16 protein-coding genes are annotated in these 17,627 nt (G+C 45.2%); 8 read left to right on the top strand and 8 right to left on the bottom strand.

Features of this window, described 5'->3' with window-relative positions; genetic code table 11:
• Nucleotides 1–133 precede the first annotated feature (133 nt).
• From DPF91_RS12155 to DPF91_RS12145, 3 genes are read right to left on the bottom strand one after another with little or no spacing between them, the layout of a single operon-like run.
• Nucleotides 134–1,255: a lipocalin-like domain-containing protein gene (locus DPF91_RS12155; protein WP_241033814.1), complete on the bottom strand. Its 1,122-nt coding sequence runs from the start codon at nucleotides 1,253–1,255 to the stop codon at nucleotides 134–136.
• Entirely contained in the window at nucleotides 1,255–3,708 is a 2,454-nt protein-coding gene (locus DPF91_RS12150) for an ABC transporter permease (RefSeq protein ID WP_117234701.1), read from the bottom strand. Before DPF91_RS12150 ends, DPF91_RS12155 begins: the two co-directional genes overlap by 1 nt.
• The gene (locus tag DPF91_RS12145; protein ID WP_117234700.1) at nucleotides 3,689–4,360 is read right to left on the bottom strand and encodes an ABC transporter ATP-binding protein; all 672 of its coding nucleotides are present in this window, start codon (nucleotides 4,358–4,360) and stop codon (nucleotides 3,689–3,691) included. The genes DPF91_RS12150 and DPF91_RS12145 overlap by 20 nt, the downstream gene beginning before the upstream one ends.
• A 227-nt stretch (nucleotides 4,361–4,587) precedes the next feature.
• Between DPF91_RS12145 and DPF91_RS12140 the strand changes: the two genes are divergently transcribed.
• A complete protein-coding gene (locus DPF91_RS12140; RefSeq protein WP_117234699.1) occupies nucleotides 4,588–6,012 on the top strand; it encodes a DUF2867 domain-containing protein in 1,425 nt (474 codons plus the stop codon).
• Between the two features lie 119 nt (nucleotides 6,013–6,131).
• Here DPF91_RS12140 and DPF91_RS12135 read toward each other — a convergent pair whose 3' ends face one another.
• From DPF91_RS12135 to rsuA, 3 genes are all read right to left on the bottom strand, one after another.
• Nucleotides 6,132–6,791, bottom strand: a complete 660-nt coding sequence (locus DPF91_RS12135; RefSeq protein ID WP_117234698.1) for a DUF2913 family protein — start codon at nucleotides 6,789–6,791, stop codon at nucleotides 6,132–6,134.
• Nucleotides 6,791–7,990 carry a Bcr/CflA family multidrug efflux MFS transporter gene (locus DPF91_RS12130; RefSeq protein WP_117234697.1) on the bottom strand — a complete coding sequence of 400 codons (1,200 nt, stop codon included), beginning with the start codon at nucleotides 7,988–7,990 and terminating at the stop codon, nucleotides 6,791–6,793. Before DPF91_RS12130 ends, DPF91_RS12135 begins: the two co-directional genes overlap by 1 nt.
• Nucleotides 7,991–8,203: 213 nt before the next feature.
• Nucleotides 8,204–8,899, bottom strand: coding sequence for a 16S rRNA pseudouridine(516) synthase RsuA (gene rsuA, locus DPF91_RS12125; RefSeq protein WP_117234696.1), 696 nt, complete (start codon nucleotides 8,897–8,899; stop codon nucleotides 8,204–8,206).
• An 81-nt stretch (nucleotides 8,900–8,980) separates the two neighbouring features.
• On the opposite strand from rsuA, the gene radD reads away from it, so the two are divergent.
• The 6 genes from radD to DPF91_RS12095 all read left to right on the top strand — a co-directional run bounded on the left by radD (nucleotide 8,981) and on the right by DPF91_RS12095 (nucleotide 15,616).
• Complete coding sequence (radD, locus tag DPF91_RS12120) at nucleotides 8,981–10,717, top strand: DNA repair helicase RadD (RefSeq protein WP_117234695.1); 1,737 nt, start codon at nucleotides 8,981–8,983, stop codon at nucleotides 10,715–10,717.
• 166 nt (nucleotides 10,718–10,883) lie between these two features.
• Complete coding sequence (locus tag DPF91_RS12115) at nucleotides 10,884–11,240, top strand: PepSY domain-containing protein (protein ID WP_420855601.1); 357 nt, start codon at nucleotides 10,884–10,886, stop codon at nucleotides 11,238–11,240.
• 64 nt (nucleotides 11,241–11,304) lie between these two features.
• Nucleotides 11,305–11,964, top strand: a complete 660-nt coding sequence (locus DPF91_RS12110; protein WP_117234694.1) for a response regulator transcription factor — start codon at nucleotides 11,305–11,307, stop codon at nucleotides 11,962–11,964.
• 13 nt (nucleotides 11,965–11,977) lie between these two features.
• Nucleotides 11,978–13,348: an ATP-binding protein gene (locus tag DPF91_RS12105; protein WP_117234693.1), complete on the top strand. Its 1,371-nt coding sequence runs from the start codon at nucleotides 11,978–11,980 to the stop codon at nucleotides 13,346–13,348.
• Between the two features lie 280 nt (nucleotides 13,349–13,628).
• Nucleotides 13,629–15,047: a coniferyl aldehyde dehydrogenase gene (locus tag DPF91_RS12100; protein WP_117234692.1), complete on the top strand. Its 1,419-nt coding sequence runs from the start codon at nucleotides 13,629–13,631 to the stop codon at nucleotides 15,045–15,047.
• Nucleotides 15,044–15,616 carry a TetR/AcrR family transcriptional regulator gene (locus DPF91_RS12095; RefSeq protein ID WP_117234691.1) on the top strand — a complete coding sequence of 191 codons (573 nt, stop codon included), beginning with the start codon at nucleotides 15,044–15,046 and terminating at the stop codon, nucleotides 15,614–15,616. Before DPF91_RS12100 ends, DPF91_RS12095 begins: the two co-directional genes overlap by 4 nt.
• Nucleotides 15,617–15,661: 45 nt before the next feature.
• Here DPF91_RS12095 and DPF91_RS12090 read toward each other — a convergent pair whose 3' ends face one another.
• Complete coding sequence (locus DPF91_RS12090; protein ID WP_117234690.1) at nucleotides 15,662–15,997, bottom strand: hypothetical protein; 336 nt, start codon at nucleotides 15,995–15,997, stop codon at nucleotides 15,662–15,664.
• A gap of 84 nt (nucleotides 15,998–16,081) precedes the next feature.
• Here DPF91_RS12090 and DPF91_RS12085 point away from each other — a divergent pair, with 84 nt between their 5' ends.
• Nucleotides 16,082–16,981, top strand: a complete 900-nt coding sequence (locus DPF91_RS12085; RefSeq protein ID WP_117234689.1) for a homocysteine S-methyltransferase family protein — start codon at nucleotides 16,082–16,084, stop codon at nucleotides 16,979–16,981.
• A gap of 81 nt (nucleotides 16,982–17,062) precedes the next feature.
• Here DPF91_RS12085 and DPF91_RS12080 read toward each other — a convergent pair whose 3' ends face one another.
• On the bottom strand, nucleotides 17,063–17,545 hold the full coding sequence (locus tag DPF91_RS12080) for an outer membrane beta-barrel protein (protein WP_117234868.1): 483 nt from the start codon (nucleotides 17,543–17,545) through the stop codon (nucleotides 17,063–17,065).
• Between the last annotated feature and the right edge of the window lie 82 nt (nucleotides 17,546–17,627).

Genomic DNA, 17,627 nt, shown 5'->3' with positions numbered 1-17,627 from the left:
TATCCATCACTTAAAGATATACGCAGATTATAAAATCGCATAAAAAAAACCTCCCGACTTCGGGAGGTTTTATATAAACAGAGTGATTATATCGGAGACAGCTTTCGCTAATGATAAGGAACTATACTCTGGATTAATATCCGGATAACTGCATAAAACCAATTGCTTTTTGTGTGCCTGTTGCTTCCATAGGCCCTTCCCAATACGGGATCAAAAATGGCAGCCATTGCTCTCTTCTCACAACTCTTGTTGTAAGGTTGATACCGTGCGCTGGAACATTCACCACCCATTGAAGGGGCAAACGTCGAGTATTAGATAGCATCGAAGCTTGCAGTGGAATTACATCCACGTCCTCATCTTTTAGGTTGTAGACCTGACCTGAAGGGTGAACCAGTGTTCCATATGTATACGCTGGTTGATTATTGTGGCGGTAATGATTAACACTCAAAGAACTGCCGTCTTCAAGGTGGAACACAAACCAATCCCAACCCTGCTGACCTTCAGCAAGTAATCCGCTGCCCCACTCTTTACTCAGCCAGGCCTTGCCTCTTACTTCAACTGACTTACCATCTAGCGTTAGTACCCCAGTAGTTAATTGGAAGGGTGCACTAAAGTTGTAAGATGCAACCGGTAAAAGGTCATGCTTTGGTTGGTAACCTTGCTCACCATTAAGTACCAATGGACCTGTAATGTTGTTGGTTAACTGCAGTTCCATACCCTTAGCTTTGACCGTCAACTTGCCTGGGAATGGTGTATTAGAGAAAGAGCGCCAGTTCCAGTCGTCAATCCACAAACGGAAAGGCTGACCTCGGGTACCTGCTTGGCCAATACCACCACGAGCGACACGCTGTTCACGCCACACTTGGTTTTCGCTTGTCACAACAATATGTGCAATGTAAAGCTGTGGGCTCTGCCACCCTTTACCTTCTCGCTCATCAGAAGCGATACGGAAGTAGCTCCATTGAACGCCATAGTGATTCCCTTTGCGATCTTCTAAGTTCGCAAAGTAGTGCCACCATTCGTGTTGATACTCAGGGTGAAAAGCAAAATCCCTAGGTAAGACAACAGGGTGGTTTGGCAAAACCGGCTCAAATACCTGCTTGGGGTTCGCTTTTAGTACGCTATTGACCTCGTTTTCACCAGCTCGACCTGTCTCTTGGATGTAAGCATGATTGATATAGACAGCCAATGCCAGCAGCATTAACAAAGCGACAAACAACGCAAACAGGCGTTTCACCATGATTTTAGAACCCATTACAGCGCATCCCTTAGTGATTTCACAGGCGTACTACGCAACATCCTTATCACAGGCAAAGAACCCGCTGCGACCAGGGCAATTAGCGTCATGGTGATCGTTTCCGCATACTCCAACGGAATCAGCTGAAGTTGTAAAGACCAACCGAACGATTCTTTCAACACGATATCAACAATTAGGTGCGCCATAGCAATACCAAGTGGCAATGCAATCAGGGCGGACAGCAAACCAAACACCAATAACTGACCACCGCCAATAACAATCAACTCAAGACCTGATATACCAAAACATCGAAGCAGTGATATATGACGCTGACGAGATAACTCACCGGCTATTGTCGCGAAGAAGATACCAAATACCGCAATAACCAAGGTTATATTGCCTAGTGTGTCGGCAATCGCAAAGGTGCGGTCAAACACATTCATGGCTTGACTATGAATACTCTTATTATCAAAAAACTGACCATCAGAGATCCTAAATACCGACTCCATACGCGACTGTAGCGCCTGACTATTGGTATTTGGTAATAACTTGATGCCTAGACCTACATTGCCCGTTCCTGCAAACGCATAGAGCCAATTACGGTGGGAAACCAACACTTGGTGATATGGATTGCCATAATCATAGTAAACGCCCGTGACAAGCCACCCCGGCCCCATTGGTTCAGGAAGCTCGATATAGTCGCCCGGTTTGTAGCCTAATTTGAGCGCCATTGATTCTGAAATCATCACACCTTTCGAGTGGTGCAAATGATACCAATAATTTGGAATGCCGATCTTAACCGTTAGTGAGTCTAGTTCTCCCGTTGAATTTCCCGTGCTCACGATCTGAGTTTGATTGTATTGAGTGGAGATCTCTGTTTCCCAACGCCACCAAACATCAGCAACTTCAGGTTGAGCTTCAAACCATGAACTCATTCGCCCAGCGGCACTATTTGATGGATAGATATAGAAATCTGCAGATAAACGCTGAGTTAGCCATTTATCGGTGGTATCTCGGAAGCTACCAACCATGGTTTCAACACCGATATTGGCTGCCATAGCTAGCATAAATGCCATTGTTGCAACACCACGGTAGCTCATACTTGCCGCTGCATCGGCAAAGAACCAACGCGCTTTTACCCATCGGAGGGAGAATGACAGGCCAGTAAACAACTTCCAGATAATATAAGGGGTAAACAAAGCCACACTGATCAACATTAATGCCATGATCACAAAGCCAGATTCTTGTGATCTAGGCGCTTGATAGATCGCAATTGCGGCCACAACAAACACACAACCGATCATAGCTTGCCAGCTAAATTCGGTGCCAGTAAAGCGATGCAAAGATAAACGTGTCGAGAGACGTATCGGCTGCGAGCGCAATAGGCGAACTAATGGCCATGCACAAGACAGTAAAGCACCAAGCATGGTCATATACAGACTGTCTTTGCTCCACTCCCAACTCCAGTCAATGGCAAGTCCCACATTGGCATCATAAAGATCAGATAGACTTGCCGACACAGAAGGGATCAACTGGTTTGCCAACAGCAGGCCTAGCAAATTACCACCGGCCCAACCCACTAGCACCAATACCACCAACTCTAGTGTCAAAGCTTGAGCAAGTGTCCAACCAGAAACCCCAGTTTGACGCAAAAGACCGACAAGTGGTTGACGCTGAATCAGCGACAATGACATCGCTTGGTAGAAGATAAACAAACCAACAACGAATGATAGCATCCCCATCGCAGTTAGGTTCATATGAAAGGCTTTAGTCAACGACTCTAACTCTACCTTCGTGTTGCGAGATAGATTCATACCATTAGGCAGCATCGCTCGAAGCTTTTCGATTTTCTCGTCGGGCATGTTGGCACAAGCAATGATAGATAAACCGCTGCGTGCACCAAACTGACGTACCAGAGACATATCTGCCAAAATACGAGTACCACTGAGCAACGAGTTCTTGTCGACCAAAATAGGCCCAACTTTATCACCGTCAATCAGCTCTATGTGATCACCATCTTGCCAGTTCATGAACTCTGCAAGTTCTTCTCCAACTAACAGCGGATAAGGCGGTTTCATCAAAGCGAATGTCGAGACATCTCGCCAACTGACTTTGTCTTGCAGCGGTAGCAACGCGACTGGATCAACACCAATAATAGAAAAGCTCACACCGCTCTTGTCCGTTACTCGATAAGTGTCGAATGGCGCACATTCATGAAAGCCTTCACGACGCAGTTGGATGTAAAATCCTTGTGGGATCTTATTTGCGCTGTGCTTAGGTCGGATGCGATTTGGGAATGGGTTGGTAAATAGTCGCTCACCATGCTCATAGCTTTGCTGAGCATGTTTATTGATAGCTGTCACGCCGACCAATAGCGATACGCCTAGCGTTAAACCAAGCCAGACGAGAACAATTTGAAATGGGTAGCGTCGATAATGACCGAGTAGTGCCTTAACTACGGGCCATAACATGCAGCAGCCCCCCCTGAAGCTTGATGCAGCCATCGAGATGCTGAGCGACTTTCTCACTGTGTGTCACGAGCAACATCGTGCATTCTAGCTGGCGAGTCAAAGTCGTCAAAAGGCGCATAACCGCTTCAGCGTTTCTTTCATCAAGGCTACCGGTTGGCTCATCCGCTAATAGAAGCTTTGGCTCCATATACAGTGCACGAGCAATGGCTGCACGTTGTTGCTGACCACCCGACACTTCTTCTGGATAGCGACCAAGTAGAGGCATGAGATCCAGAGCCGATAAGATCTGACGCCAAAGTCCTTTATCTTCAGGCAGGCCTTTTAACTGACGGCAAAAACGAATGTTATCCGCAATATTAAGAGTCGGCAGTAAATTGTACTGCTGGAAAATATGTCCGATGTTATTACGTCGATAAGCTGTACGTTTCTTTTCAGAGTTCTCGTGCATGCCAAATTCAGGGAACTGAATCTCACCTGAATCGACGACATCAAGGCCAGCAATAAGGTTTAACAAGGTACTTTTACCAGAACCACTTTCGCCCATGAGTGCAACTTGGTCCCCTTGGTTCAAGGAGAGCTCTGCACCTTGAAGTACAGGATGGAATTCACCACCATCTATATACCCTTTGCACAGGTCCGAAAGTACTAGCATCAACCGACTCTTTTATCATTTAAAATTTGGACTGAGAATCTACACTAAAACCCTATTTTTCGAAAGTATTTTGATATCGATGTCACACTATATGCATATTCTTCGTACTCCTATATTGAAATCCCCTCATTTTCTATACCCTCAATCACTCAAGCATTAGATATATAAGTATCCATCAACCATAATTGTTTGAATTAAGTGGATTTAGTCGTAATCGGAAGGAAAACATGAAGAAAGTGGTACTCTTGGGAGCCTCAGGCTATATCGGCTCACAGCTCATCCCTCAACTGCTTGACCAAGGCTATCAAGTCACAGCGACAGCAAGAAACATCGACTATTTAAAAGCCCGTGTACCTAACCATCCTAACCTATCGATTGAATACCTAGACTTGTCGGATGCAGATAGAACCAAAAAGGTTATCGCTCACCATGACCTTGCCTACTTCCTTGTTCATGGGATGGCAGCTGGCCATGATTTTCTCGAATATGAACTGACCTTGGCCGACAATTTCCTTGCGGCGCTCGACCAGAGTAAAATTCAGCACGTCGTTTATCTAAGCGCACTTCAACCACAAACTGGCCACTCTGAACATTTACAAGCCAGAAAGAAGACCGGCGAGTTACTGCGCCGTTCAACAGTACCTATTACAGAACTACGGTCTGGCGTGGTCGTTGGCCCAGGCTCTGCCGCTTTCGAAATAATGCGAGACTTTGCATACAACCTGCCAGTATTGATCACGCCAAAGTGGGTCTACTCAAGATCGAATCCTATTGCATTAGAAAACCTCAACCATTACCTCCTCTCGTTGGCAGAAGCATCGCCTAGAGAACATGCCATTTACGAGGTGGGGGGGCCAGAAACACTGACCTATCGCGATCAATTCAAAGTCATCTGTCGCGCGATAAAAAAGCCATTTCGCCTTTGGTCTACCCCCTTATTAACGCCAAAAATGGCAGCAAACTGGTTAGGTGTAACAACCTCAGTTCCCTCTAATATAGGTGCCGCTTTGTTGGCAGGATTGGAACACGATTATGTTGCTGACTCATCTGAACTATTAAAACGTTTCCCGCAAGATCTGGTGCCTTATGAAGAGATGGTAACAAAAACCATTGCCCAAGAAGGAGACTTTGTACGCAGTGATGTATGGGGGTATGACCCACTCGCGCTTACCCGTTGGCAACCAGGATTTGGCTATTATGCAAAACAGGCCGGAGCAAAAATAAAAACTAAGGCAACAGCAGAAGAGCTGTGGCGGGTCGCACAGAAGATCGGTAGTCGTGAAGAGGGATACTTTTTTGCCAATATCTTATGGCGAACTCGAGAGTGGCTAGATATCTTCTTTGGCGGTGGTCGCCCTATTCGACGCTCTCCACCTGGGCCCGAACTTAAAGTTGGCGATTACATCGATTCATGGAAAGTAATTCGTTGTGAACCCAATGAGTTCTTATCACTGTTCTTCGGAATGAAAGGTCCAGGCCTTGGACGACTTGAGATAACGATTAAAGATCTAGGGGAAGAGCGAGAGCTCAGCATTGTTGCTTGGTGGCATCCAAAAGGCTTTCCTGGGTTACTTTATTGGTTTGCGATGATACCCGCTCACCTGTTTATCTTTAACGGTATGGTGAAAGCCATTGTCCAGAAAACCAAATAGCAACAAGCGGAATATTAAAGAGAGTAAGTTTTAATAAATATAACCAAAGCAAATGGGAGCTGCTTCATCAGCTCCCTTTCGCTTTTTAAGCTTATGTTATGACTATGACATCCCTACTCTTACGCTGTAAAGCTCAAAGGAATTTCAGCCAACTGCTCACCTTCATTCCCAGGGTAAACAATATACTCACCGTGGTATTTCACCACAGATTTGTAATCTGTCACCTTGTGAACCATAAAGCCTGCATCCGCTGCCATTTCGATAAAGCCAGCATGGTGGCCACGAACAAACCAATGCATCGGTTTCACTAGGTCTTCACCACCATCAAAGCACGAATCGCACTCATCAGCACACAGTGCCAATGAATTCATTCCTTCACTGAAAAACTGAATCTTACCGTGGCCAATGATTGGCTCTGCGGTTGAAACGTCCCACCCCGCAGCAAGCGCTTGATCAAGGAACTTCTCAATATCGCTATCTTTCAGTGGGCGAACTTCATCAGTTGGGAAAAAGCGCTTGTAATAAGCGTCAATGCGTTTAAAAAGCGAGTAGAGATCTGAATTATTGCCCTTAGAGCGGCCTTGCTTTTGCCAACGAGTTAGATCATTACCCACACAACGAGCATACTCTTGTTGCTTTAGGCTTTTAGTCACCCAGCGAACAAGGTAAAGGTTGTTACTCACTGGTGTATTAGCAACTTTGCCACCTTTGTGTGCCATCTCAAGATCGTTCAATGCATCATCAATCAATCTTTGAAGCTCAATACGATAATTACTCATTATGCTTTCTTTCCTAAAATCCAATAAAAGCCTGCTGAAAGTACAGCACACGCCGACATCGTCACCGTCATCGGCCAAACCGAGTCACTCGGCATAAATGAAACGACAGCACCGACAACCGAGCCAGTACCGAAGCGAAGTGTTCCTGCTAGTGATGATGCCGTACCCGCCATAGTTGGGTATGCACTTAGTAATAACGCCATCGAGTTACTACCGATAGTCGATAGTGTACCGATGAATAGCATGACAAATGGCACAATGCCCCACAAGCCAAGGTCGAAGATCCAGCTGAAGAACAACCCTAGACCAGCAATTAACTGAACAGTTAAACCAAAGCGTAGCATGCCATGCAGACCTACCTTTTTCACCACTCTGCCATTAATCGTCGTCATAATGATCATCGTGATAATGTTTAATCCAAACAGGTAACCAAACTGGTCTGGCGAGACACCGAAAATATCAATGTAAACAAACGACCCCGCAGTCAAGAATGCGAACATACCCGCAAATGAGAATGCCCCGGAAAGAACCAAACCAACCGCAACTGGGTTCATACACAGACTCACATAGTTTTTAATCGTCGTTCTGAAACGCAATGGCTGACGTTTCTCTACCGGTAAAGTTTCTGGAATTTTCCATAACACGGCTGCAATAACTACAGCGGCAAAGATCGCCAGTACCCAAAAGATTGAACGCCACCCAAACCATAGTGCCAAGTGACCGCCGATAAGTGGTGCTACCAAGGGAGCAAGGGTAATTACCAACGTGATAAATGACATCGTTCGCGCAAAGTCTTCACGGTCAAACATGTCTCGCACTACCGCTTGAATAACCACTGCAGCAGCCGCGCCCGCAAAGCCTTGAGCCGTTCGCACATAGGTGAGCGCATCAATACCAGTGGTGGTTGCGCTGACCATAGCCGCGATACCAAACAGAAAGACACCGGTTAATAATACAGGTCTACGACCGAAGCTATCAGCCAAAGGACCATGTAATAACTGTCCCAATGCAAAACCAGCGGTATAAGCAGTCAAAGTGATCTGGACAGCACCAGCCTCAACACCAAGGTCGCGAGCGATCGTTGGCATGGCTGGTAAATACATATCAATAGCTAAAGGTGTAAGCGAACCGATCGCACCTAGCACAAGAAAGAGCACAAAGCTCAATTGAGGCGTTTCTGGTTTAGCGGTTGTGTTCATAACACTCCAAGTAACCTGAATAAGGGCCTAAAGAAAATACAAGAGCCCAAGCGAAAAGCGAGCGGCATCCACCGCAATAAATAGAGCCACCATTCCGTCAGTAGCTCACAGAGAGGCCAATATGGCCTTATTGAATCTTAGAAGGGCTCAAGAGATTGCCCTGAGTAGAGGCTTGTTGAGAACCTCAATAAAAAGGAAACGTAGAAACGCTATTTATTTCCAAACAGACTGTACTTCTTCTTCGGTTAAGTAGCGATATTCGCCCAGTTCAAGCGATTCATCCATTTCGATCTCACCGATCATTTCACGGTGAAGATGCTCAACTTTATTACCTAGTGCAGCAAACATTCGTTTCACCTGATGGTACTTGCCTTCATAAATCGTCAGCAGTACTTCTCTTTCTGCACGCACTTCAAGTTCAGCAGGGAGAGTAAGCCCCGTTTCACTTTTCAGTTGAATACCTTGTTTGAACTTCTCGACATAATCTGCTTCAACCGGATCAACCAGCCATACTCGGTACGTTTTTGCACATTTATGCTTTGGTGAGGTAATACGGTGAGACCACTGGCCATCATCAGTAATGAGCACTAAGCCAGTCGTATCGACGTCCAGGCGACCAGCAAAATGCAATTTGTCTTGCTTTACTTCGTCGAGCAATTCAAAAGCTGTCCGATTAGAACCATCTTCATGTGAACAAACAAAACCCTCTGGTTTATACAGCATGATGTAACGTGGACCATGAACTTTGAGCTCTCTATCTTGCCACTCCACAACACACTCGTCAGTGACCTTAGTTGCACCACTTTTTACCATTACCTCATTTACGGTAACAGTTTTTGATTTTAATATTTGAGTCGCTTCTCTACGGGTTACACCAAGTGCATCGCACAAAAATTTATCTAAACGCATGAATACCTCGACTAATTCAAGCCGGATATTATATGCTTGTTTGCTGCATTAGTTGAGCGTAAATCCACATTATTTTCTTGTATGTATACCCTTCGTCCCTATCAAGCTGATTCTGTTAAAGCCGTTGTTCATTATTTCCGCAAAAACTCGACCCCAGCGGTCATTGTTTTGCCGACTGGCGCAGGAAAAAGCTTAGTTATCGCTGAACTCGCTCGATTAGCCAAAGGGCGAGTATTAGTCTTGGCGCACGTTAAAGAGCTAGTGGAACAAAACCACGCAAAATATGAAGGCTATGGGCTGAAAGGGTCAATCTTTTCTGCGGGCTTGGGCCGTAAAGAAACCGACCAACAAGTGGTGTTCGCTTCCGTCCAATCAGTAGTCAGAAATCTCGATGCCTTTGCTAATCAGTTTTCACTCTTGGTCATCGATGAATGTCACCGAGTACCTGAGCAAAAAAACAGTGCCTATCAGAAGGTGATTCAACACCTCAGTGACATCAATCCAGGAATTAAGGTGTTGGGGTTAACCGCTACACCATATCGCTTGGGAATGGGCTGGATTTACCAATATCATACCCGTGGACAGGTACGCACTGACGAGCCGCGCTTCTTCCGAGACTGCATCTTCGAGTTGCCGATTCGCTACTTGCTTGATGAAGAGTTCCTGACACCCGCCAGAATTGTCGATGCTCCAGTACTGAGCTACGACTTTTCTCAGCTAAAACCCGCAAACACCGGTCGCTATAAAGAATCCGACCTAGATTTAGTGATCGAACAATCCAAACGTGCAACGCCACAAATTGTTGATCAAATCACTCAGCTTAGCTCAGACAAACTGGGCGTGATGATATTTGCTGCGACGGTACGTCACGCACAAGAGATCCAATCTTTACTCCCAGCTGAACATACTCAACTGGTGATCGGTGATACACCGACTTTAGAGCGCGATGCCATTATCAATGATTTCAAGCAGCGTAAGACCAAATACCTGGTTAACGTTTCAGTGCTCACCACCGGCTTTGATGCTCCGCATGTCGATTTAATTGCTATTCTTCGTCCAACGGAGTCGATTAGCCTCTACCAACAAATTGTTGGCCGCGGTTTGAGATTATCTGAAGGCAAAACAGAATGCTTGGTACTCGATTACGCAGGTAACAGCTATGACCTTTACCAACCTGAAGTAGGTGACCCAAAACCGGATTCCACCAGCGAGATTATTACCATTCCCTGCCCCGCATGTGGCTTCAACAACAACTTCTGGGGCAAGCTTGACGCAAACGGCTTTTTGATCGAACACTACGGTCGCAAGTGCCAAGGCTTCTTCACTGATGAAGACACAGGTGAACGTGAGCACTGCAACTATCGATTCAGAGCAAAATATTGCGGTGAATGCGGTGCCGATAACGACATCGCTGCACGTATCTGTCATGAGTGTGATGCCACGCTTGTCGATCCGGATAAAAAGCTGAAAGAAGCACTCAACCTCAAAGATGCATTAGTATTTGAGTGTTTGGAAATGAACTTCCAATCTCAGAAAGACAGCAAAGGCAACTTCCAACTCAAGATCTCTTATGTCGGTGAAAACCAAGCACAAGTTCATGAATTTTGGTTAATGAATACCAAGGCGCAGAAAAAACGCTTCAAGGATCAATTCGTGCGCCCTCACTTAGCCGACCGTCACCGTCCATATGAAGAACTTACGCCAAACAAAGTGGTCAATAATCAACATAGATTTCGCCCACCTCAATTCGTAATCGCAAGAAAATCAGGCCGCTTCTGGAATTTGCGTGACAAGATCTTTGAAGATGAACTCAAATAAACACATCACACCTCTCGCTGATTTGTTTCTTTGCGCCATTCACTTCCTATTCATCTTTGTTTACATATACTGGTTCTAATAGATTCATCTACTGTTTTAGGAGCGAATGCTGATGAGAATTCAAACGCTTACAACCTCTGCTTTGCTAATGCTCTGTAGCTTGGGAATGAGTAGCTATAGCTATGCCAAGAGTGGTCATGAACATAAAGACGGCCATGCACTTGTACAGGACGCTTATAAAGCCGGAACGGATGTTGAGTTTGAAGAGGATCAAGATGATGTCTATCGAGCAGTCCAAGCGGGTCTGATTCAACCTTTTTCAGCACTCTATTCTACGGTAGAAAATGAGCTTAATGGTCGCATAATCAAAGTCGAGCTTGAAGAGGACGACGATGAATGGGTTTATGAACTAAAGTTGATACATGAGAGTAACGTGATTAAAGTGGAGTACGATGCCAAAACCCTTGAAATGCTTGAAATTAAAGGGCGTAATCTCATGAATGTCATCAAAGCTCCTCAATAAGCTCGAAGCCTACTTTAAAGCAAACCACTAGACTCAAAATTACATAAAAAAGGTCAGATCCCCCATGAAAATACTTGTTGTAGAAGATGATACGCGCCTAGGTGAACAGATCATTGAAGCCCTTGAAGGCAATGAATGGGTGCCAGAGCTATCAACCGACGGTATCGACGCGCTCTACCGCGCAACTTCTGAAGACTGGGATGCAATTGTACTTGATCTTGGCTTACCAAAAATCGATGGCCTGACCGTTCTTAAAGGCATTCGAGACGAGAATATCAATACGCCTGTTATTATTCTTAGCGCACGTGACACCCTGACTCAACGAGTTGAGGGCCTCAATGCAGGTGCTGATGATTATCTAACTAAACCATTCGATACTGTCGAGTTGATTGCTCGTCTACGAGCTCAATTACGTCGTGCTTCGGGTAATGCATCACCAATCATGACCATGGGTGATTTAAGCTTAGACACGCGCTCTTCAAAGGTTCTATGGCAAGGGCAAGCCGTAAGCTTAACGGCATTAGAATATAAAGTCGTTGCTTACTTTATGCATAATTCGGAGAAGGTCATCTCTCGTACCGAACTCGTCGAGCATATTTATAAACAAGACTTTGACCGAGACTCAAATACCGTAGAAGTGTTCATTGGACGTATTCGTAAGAAAATCTCTCCTCAAATCATCAAAACCGTTCGCGGCTTAGGCTACCAACTGAACGCAAATTGATGGTGGGTGTTTCATGAAAGCAAAACTTGCCTACCTAACCCAGCGCGCTAAGAACTTAGTGCGTTGGGGAAAGAAAAACACCAGCCTTAAAGCCCGCTTGTTACTTGCCGCGGCGCTTTGGTTAAGTGCTATGATCCTCGCAGCCGGCGTGATTATACCAACCCTAATCCATCAATACCTCGTCGATGATGCAAAGATTCAACTCACTCATGCGCTTGACGAATTATCTGCCAATATTGAGGTTGATAACGATGGCAATCTTATCTTAGATGGAAGACTGTCCGATCCTCGCTTTCAGCGCCCATACAGTGGACTTTATTGGAGCGTAATGACAGAAGACCAGTCTCTTCGCTCTCGCTCTTTGTGGGACAAGCAGATTGACGTCAAAAACAAAGGCCGTCATGCCAATGGACCAAACAAAGAAAAACTGATTACAGTCTATCGCACCCTTTACCTTCCAGAACTTAATGAGCCTGTATTCGCCATTGTCGGTGTCGATGAAGACCCTGTCGAAGAAGCGTTGCAAAGTATCATTGGACAACTTTGGATTATCTTGATCTTACTGTTCATTGGCGTGTTGATATTGATAGGTGCACAAGTTACGTGGTCACTTAGGCCGCTTAACGATATGCAGAAAGAATTGGTCGATCTTCGTAATGGTGAGGCCGACTCGCTCAATGCTAATTACCCAAAAGAGATTGCCCCAGTCATCCACGACCTCAACGCCCTACTCTTCCACTATCAAGAATTGCTAGATAGAGCACGCAATCATGCAGGTAACCTCTCGCACGCGCTTAAAACACCTTTATCTGTCGTTAAGAATGATATTCGTCAACTTCCCGAGGAGTATCAAAGCCAGCTACTGATCCCGATTGAACAAATCCAAGGTCATATTGATTACCACCTAGGACGTGCTCGCATGGCCGGTGCCCGTAATATTCTCTCAGTAAAGTCCAATCCCAGTGATCGAGTTGATTTCATCTCTATCGCTTTCGACAAGGTCTTTGCTGAACGAGAAATTTTACTTATCAATGAAATTGACCCTGAATTGAATGTCGCAGTTGAAGAGGTCGATCTCGACGAGATGGTTGGCAACTTAATGGAGAACGCCTACAAATGGGCAAGAAGTACTATTCGAATTCATTCAGAGATTATCGAAGACACAATCCAGATCACCATTGAAGATAACGGCCCAGGCATACCAGAGGAAGACCGTAAACAAGCACTCAAGCGTGGCGTTAGGTTAGACGAAACCACCCCTGGCACCGGCCTTGGTCTCAATATCGTCAATGAAATGGCTCATAGCTACCGTGGTAGCCTTTCCCTTGATGAGAGTTCAATGGGCGGCTTAAAAACCACATTGACACTCAAAGTCGCGACGTAATCTTAATTAACCTAGCTACATCTGATCTCACACACAGCCGCTCACTGATAGCGGCTGTCTTTTTCAAATCAAAACTACACTCCTATCACTCCTTTTGAGCATTTTGCGAGTTCCATGAAAAATAGATTCTCCTTCCAATCAGACTGAAATCACTAAACCTGACCAATTTTCGCGCAAAACACTTGTATACCTAATCAACAAGTCATATGCTTAACCCAGCAACTGACCGACCGGTCAGTCAAAAGGAAATATAGAAGTAAAAAGAAACTAAGGTGTCGTTATGTCTATGAACAAAACCTCAGCTGAAAGACTAGAAAGTATATTTGCTGTCCAAAAAAGCTACTTCGCTCAAAACACAAGCCCAACTATTGAGCAACGTAAGGCTGATCTTACAAAGTTGAAAGCCCTGATCTTAGACTATAAAGACCAGATCATTGCTGCTGCATCAGAAGATTTCGGTCACCGAGCGCAAAATGACACGTTGATTGCTGATATTGGTCCATCTCTACAGTTTGTGAATTACAGCCTCAAAAACCTTAAATCTTGGATGAAACCCTCTAAGCGTCATGCGGGCTTGATGCTCACGCCAGCTAAAGTTGAGGTTCATTATCAACCTAAGGGCGTTATAGGAATTATCGTCCCGTGGAATTTTCCTATCGGCTTAGCGCTTGTACCACTGATCACGGCAATCTCCGCAGGTAATACCGCAATGCTCAAGATGTCTGAGTTCACCCCAGCGGTTAATCGAGTTCTACGAGAAATGCTGGCAAAAGGGTTTGAAGAGAAGCAAGTTTCTATCATTGAAGGCGAAGTTGAAATTGCATCACGATTCAGCGAACTCTCATTCGACCACATAGTATTCACGGGGTCGACTATGGTCGGTAAGCATGTGATGAAAGCGGCTTCAAAAAATCTTACCCCAGTGACCTTAGAGTTGGGTGGTAAGTCCCCTACTGTCATAGACCCTGATTTCGATATCACTGACGCGGTAGAGCGTATTCTTTACTCAAAGAGCCTTAACGCCGGTCAAATATGTGTCGCACCTGATTATGTTCTGCTGCCAAGAAACAAGGTCAACGAATTTATTCAAGCTTACAAAGCTTACTTTAAGAAGTTATACCCACAAGGATTGGCAAGTAAAGACTACTCATCGGTGATCAATCAACGCCAATACGCTCGTTTGAAGTCTGTTGTTGAAGACGCAAAAGCAAAAGGTGCACAAATCCATACAATAGATTCAACCAGCTTTGATGATGCCCAGCATCGAATGACACCACACATCATCACGGACACGACTGAGGATATGTTAGTACTACAAGAAGAGCTGTTCGGACCCGTGCTGCCTGTCATACCCTACGACGACATCAGCGATGCGCTTGAGTACATCAACGCACGCCCAAGACCATTAGCGCTGTACTTGATGAGTCACAACTCAACAATTCAAAATAGCGTTATTCACCAAACGCATTCTGGCGGTGTGTGTATCAACGACTCTCTGGTTCATGTGGCAGCAGAAGATGCACCATTTGGGGGGATCGGACCATCTGGTACGGGTCACTATCATGGTGAGGAAGGTTTTAAATCACTCAGTCACGCGAAAACCGTTCTCACCAGAGGTAAATATAATTTCACTAAGCTGATGCACCCTCCTTATAATGGTTTCATTAAACGTATGGTATTGAAAGTGATGACAAAATGATGACAAAGAAAGAGCAGATATTACAGTCCGCTTTAGAGCTCATTTCGGAACAAGGCATAGAAAGCACTTCTACCGCGCAAATTGCCAAGGCGGCAGGTGTCGCTAAAGGGACATTGTTTCATCATTTTGAAAATAAATCTCAGCTGATAGATGATCTGTTTAAACACCTTAAACAGCAACTCTACAATAGCATGGGAGAAACCCAAGCGGCTGAACCTGAAGGATTACATCAAAAGATGAACGCAAGTTGGAACGCCACTATGGCTTGGGCACTCAGTCATCCAACGGAGATGCGCTTCCTTACTCAAATCCATTTCCACCCGGCAAGCGACAACCGCAGAGCGTTGGCGTCCAAAATGTTCGCCAACGTTGATGACTCAGTTCGCTTAGGGCAAGAGGCAGGAGTCTTAACTGAAGTCCCGCTAGAACTGGTTCACCAATTTACCCACAGCCATTTCTTGGCGTGCGCCTCTTGGTTGATTGAAGAGGGTTCATCTCTTGAGCATGAACTCAGCCTCTACATTGAACAAGGCTTTGAGATGTACTGGCGAGCTATTGGTGGTCGGTAAACATTAGGACAAAGGAGGCGAGCGCCTCCTTTACTCTACGCTTAGTTAATCATCAAAGGGGACTTGATTAAGCTGCCACATTTCTAACGTATTAACTGCATTGCTACACTGACCAAACAATATTTGATACTTAGGTGTATAACTCTCACCTAAATAAGTGGTTCTAATCAATTCGTTGGTTTTCATATCCACTTGGGTCACAACCCTTCCCTTAAAGTTATGAAAAATGGCAAACTGCTCACTCTGATAAACTAACTGCTCTGGATAGAAAAGAAAGGTGTCGGCGGTTTCTTTGAGGTTGCAGTTCAAAGGTTTAGAAAAAGCCGGTAATGAGAATGAAGCAATAAGGAGTGTCAGCGAAACCAAGGTAATCTTAACCATATGATATCCCTTCAATGATTGAGCCTTAGTTAAGTATATGTATAATTTTGTCTTTTAGCGCAGTACGGCAAGGAACAATTAAAAATGACCGAATTAGTTATCATGGATGGCGGGATGGGAAGAGAGCTCGAACGGGTCGGAGCACCATTCTCACAACCGCTATGGAGTGCTCAAGCACTCATCGAATCGCCACAACATGTACTGCAAGCTCATGAAAACTTTATCCATTCAGGTGCCGAGTTGATTATTACCAACAGCTACGCCTGTGTGCCTTTCCATTTAGGTCGTGACTTATACCAATCGCGCGGAACAGAGCTGGCCTCACTGTCAGGAAAGCTCGCAAAGCAAGCAAAGCTCAATATGAATACTAGCGTTAATGTATCTGGCTCTCTACCACCACCTTTTGGTAGCTACCGTCCCGATCTATTCCTACCAGATGAAGCTGAATCTATTTACACAGAGTTAATGAAGGCTCAAGAGCCATATGTCGACTCTTGGATCGTAGAAACACTCTCCAGCGTTGTTGAGTTTGAAATAGCCCATAAAGTGCTTAATAGCAGTGATAAGCCTCGTTATTACGCTTTTACTCTATCTGATAAGCTAAATGAGCAGCCTACCCTACGTTCTGGTGAGTCAGTTCGTCAAGCGATTACTAAAGCTTGTGAACTCGGGGCAGATGCGGTTCTATTTAACTGCTCTGTGCCAGAGGTGATGGAACAAGCGCTAGCCGATTCGAATGAAATCATGAACAGGTGCAGTGTCTCAATGACACTTGGTGCTTACGCCAATAGCTTTAGCGCCATCCAGTCGGATCATGAGGCTAACGATACGCTGCAAGCTATGCGCCCACTCTCACCACTCGAATATCTAGCTTTTGCCCAGCGTTGGTATGAAGCCGGAGCTCGTATCATTGGAGGCTGCTGTGGCATTGGCCCAGAGCACATTGAAGAGTTAGCTAAGTGGAAAAGCAACCTCAGTCAATAACCGCTAATCACATGTCCCAAGTACAACAAAGGTCAGCGACTTGCTGACCTTTTGAATTTCTACCGTTATCGCTTTGGGCGATTATAGGAAGTGCAGAGAGGCGTTGATTGCGAACGTCTTGATGTCTTCGTCAAGCTTCGTTTTGAATATGTTGTAGCTTGCACCCACAGACAGTGGACCAAATACAAAGTACTCAGCACCAATGCCGTACATCATTTCAAAGTCGTCTTCTTTACCAAAAGATGTATCAAAATTGTAGCTGTGAACACCACCACGCGCGTACACATGCAGTGGACCAAAGTCGATGCTCGGTTTAGCTGCGAAGTAAACTGAATCACCATCGATTTCAAGGCCTGGACCGAAATCAATCTTACCGTGGTTTTGATAACCCGCTTCTAGGCCGATGAAAGGAAGGATGCCCGTACCAATGTGTACACCGTAGCTGCTATCAGTCTCACCACCAAAGTCCGCTTGACCAGCATTAACGCCACCGTAAATCCAAGAATCAGCAGAAGCCGTTGCAGATGCACCGATCAGAGCTAGCGCTAATAGTGTTTTTTTCATAATAGTTTCTCTACTTTCTCTGGCAGAAGTTGCTGCGGCAAACAACTGCCATCCTTTGTCATTAAATTTAAACTTACCTGTA

This window comes from Vibrio maerlii (assembly GCF_003415655.1).
Taxonomy (GTDB): Bacteria; Pseudomonadota; Gammaproteobacteria; order Enterobacterales; family Vibrionaceae; genus Vibrio; species Vibrio maerlii.
The sequence above is the reverse complement of the archived record's forward strand: the minus strand, read 5'-3'. Positions and strand labels throughout refer to the sequence as shown.

Excerpts from the sequence above, each read along its gene's own strand:
- DPF91_RS12110 (WP_117234694.1), top strand. The coding sequence starts at position 11,305 with ATGAAAATACTTGTTGTAGAAGATGATACGCGCCTAGGTGAACAGATC.
- DPF91_RS12100 (WP_117234692.1), top strand. The coding sequence starts at position 13,629 with ATGTCTATGAACAAAACCTCAGCTGAAAGACTAGAAAGTATATTTGCT.
- DPF91_RS12150 (WP_117234701.1), bottom strand. The coding sequence starts at position 3,708 with ATGTTATGGCCCGTAGTTAAGGCACTACTCGGTCATTATCGACGCTAC.
- rsuA (WP_117234696.1), bottom strand. The coding sequence starts at position 8,899 with ATGCGTTTAGATAAATTTTTGTGCGATGCACTTGGTGTAACCCGTAGA.
- radD (WP_117234695.1), top strand. The coding sequence starts at position 8,981 with ATGTATACCCTTCGTCCCTATCAAGCTGATTCTGTTAAAGCCGTTGTT.
- DPF91_RS12105 (WP_117234693.1), top strand. The coding sequence starts at position 11,978 with ATGAAAGCAAAACTTGCCTACCTAACCCAGCGCGCTAAGAACTTAGTG.
- DPF91_RS12085 (WP_117234689.1), top strand. The coding sequence starts at position 16,082 with ATGACCGAATTAGTTATCATGGATGGCGGGATGGGAAGAGAGCTCGAA.
- DPF91_RS12155 (WP_241033814.1), bottom strand. The coding sequence starts at position 1,255 with ATGGGTTCTAAAATCATGGTGAAACGCCTGTTTGCGTTGTTTGTCGCT.
- DPF91_RS12095 (WP_117234691.1), top strand. The coding sequence starts at position 15,044 with ATGATGACAAAGAAAGAGCAGATATTACAGTCCGCTTTAGAGCTCATT.
- DPF91_RS12080 (WP_117234868.1), bottom strand. The coding sequence starts at position 17,545 with ATGAAAAAAACACTATTAGCGCTAGCTCTGATCGGTGCATCTGCAACG.
- DPF91_RS12145 (WP_117234700.1), bottom strand. The coding sequence starts at position 4,360 with ATGCTAGTACTTTCGGACCTGTGCAAAGGGTATATAGATGGTGGTGAA.
- DPF91_RS12090 (WP_117234690.1), bottom strand. The coding sequence starts at position 15,997 with ATGGTTAAGATTACCTTGGTTTCGCTGACACTCCTTATTGCTTCATTC.
- DPF91_RS12130 (WP_117234697.1), bottom strand. The coding sequence starts at position 7,990 with ATGAACACAACCGCTAAACCAGAAACGCCTCAATTGAGCTTTGTGCTC.
- DPF91_RS12140 (WP_117234699.1), top strand. The coding sequence starts at position 4,588 with ATGAAGAAAGTGGTACTCTTGGGAGCCTCAGGCTATATCGGCTCACAG.
- DPF91_RS12115 (WP_420855601.1), top strand. The coding sequence starts at position 10,884 with ATGAGTAGCTATAGCTATGCCAAGAGTGGTCATGAACATAAAGACGGC.
- DPF91_RS12135 (WP_117234698.1), bottom strand. The coding sequence starts at position 6,791 with ATGAGTAATTATCGTATTGAGCTTCAAAGATTGATTGATGATGCATTG.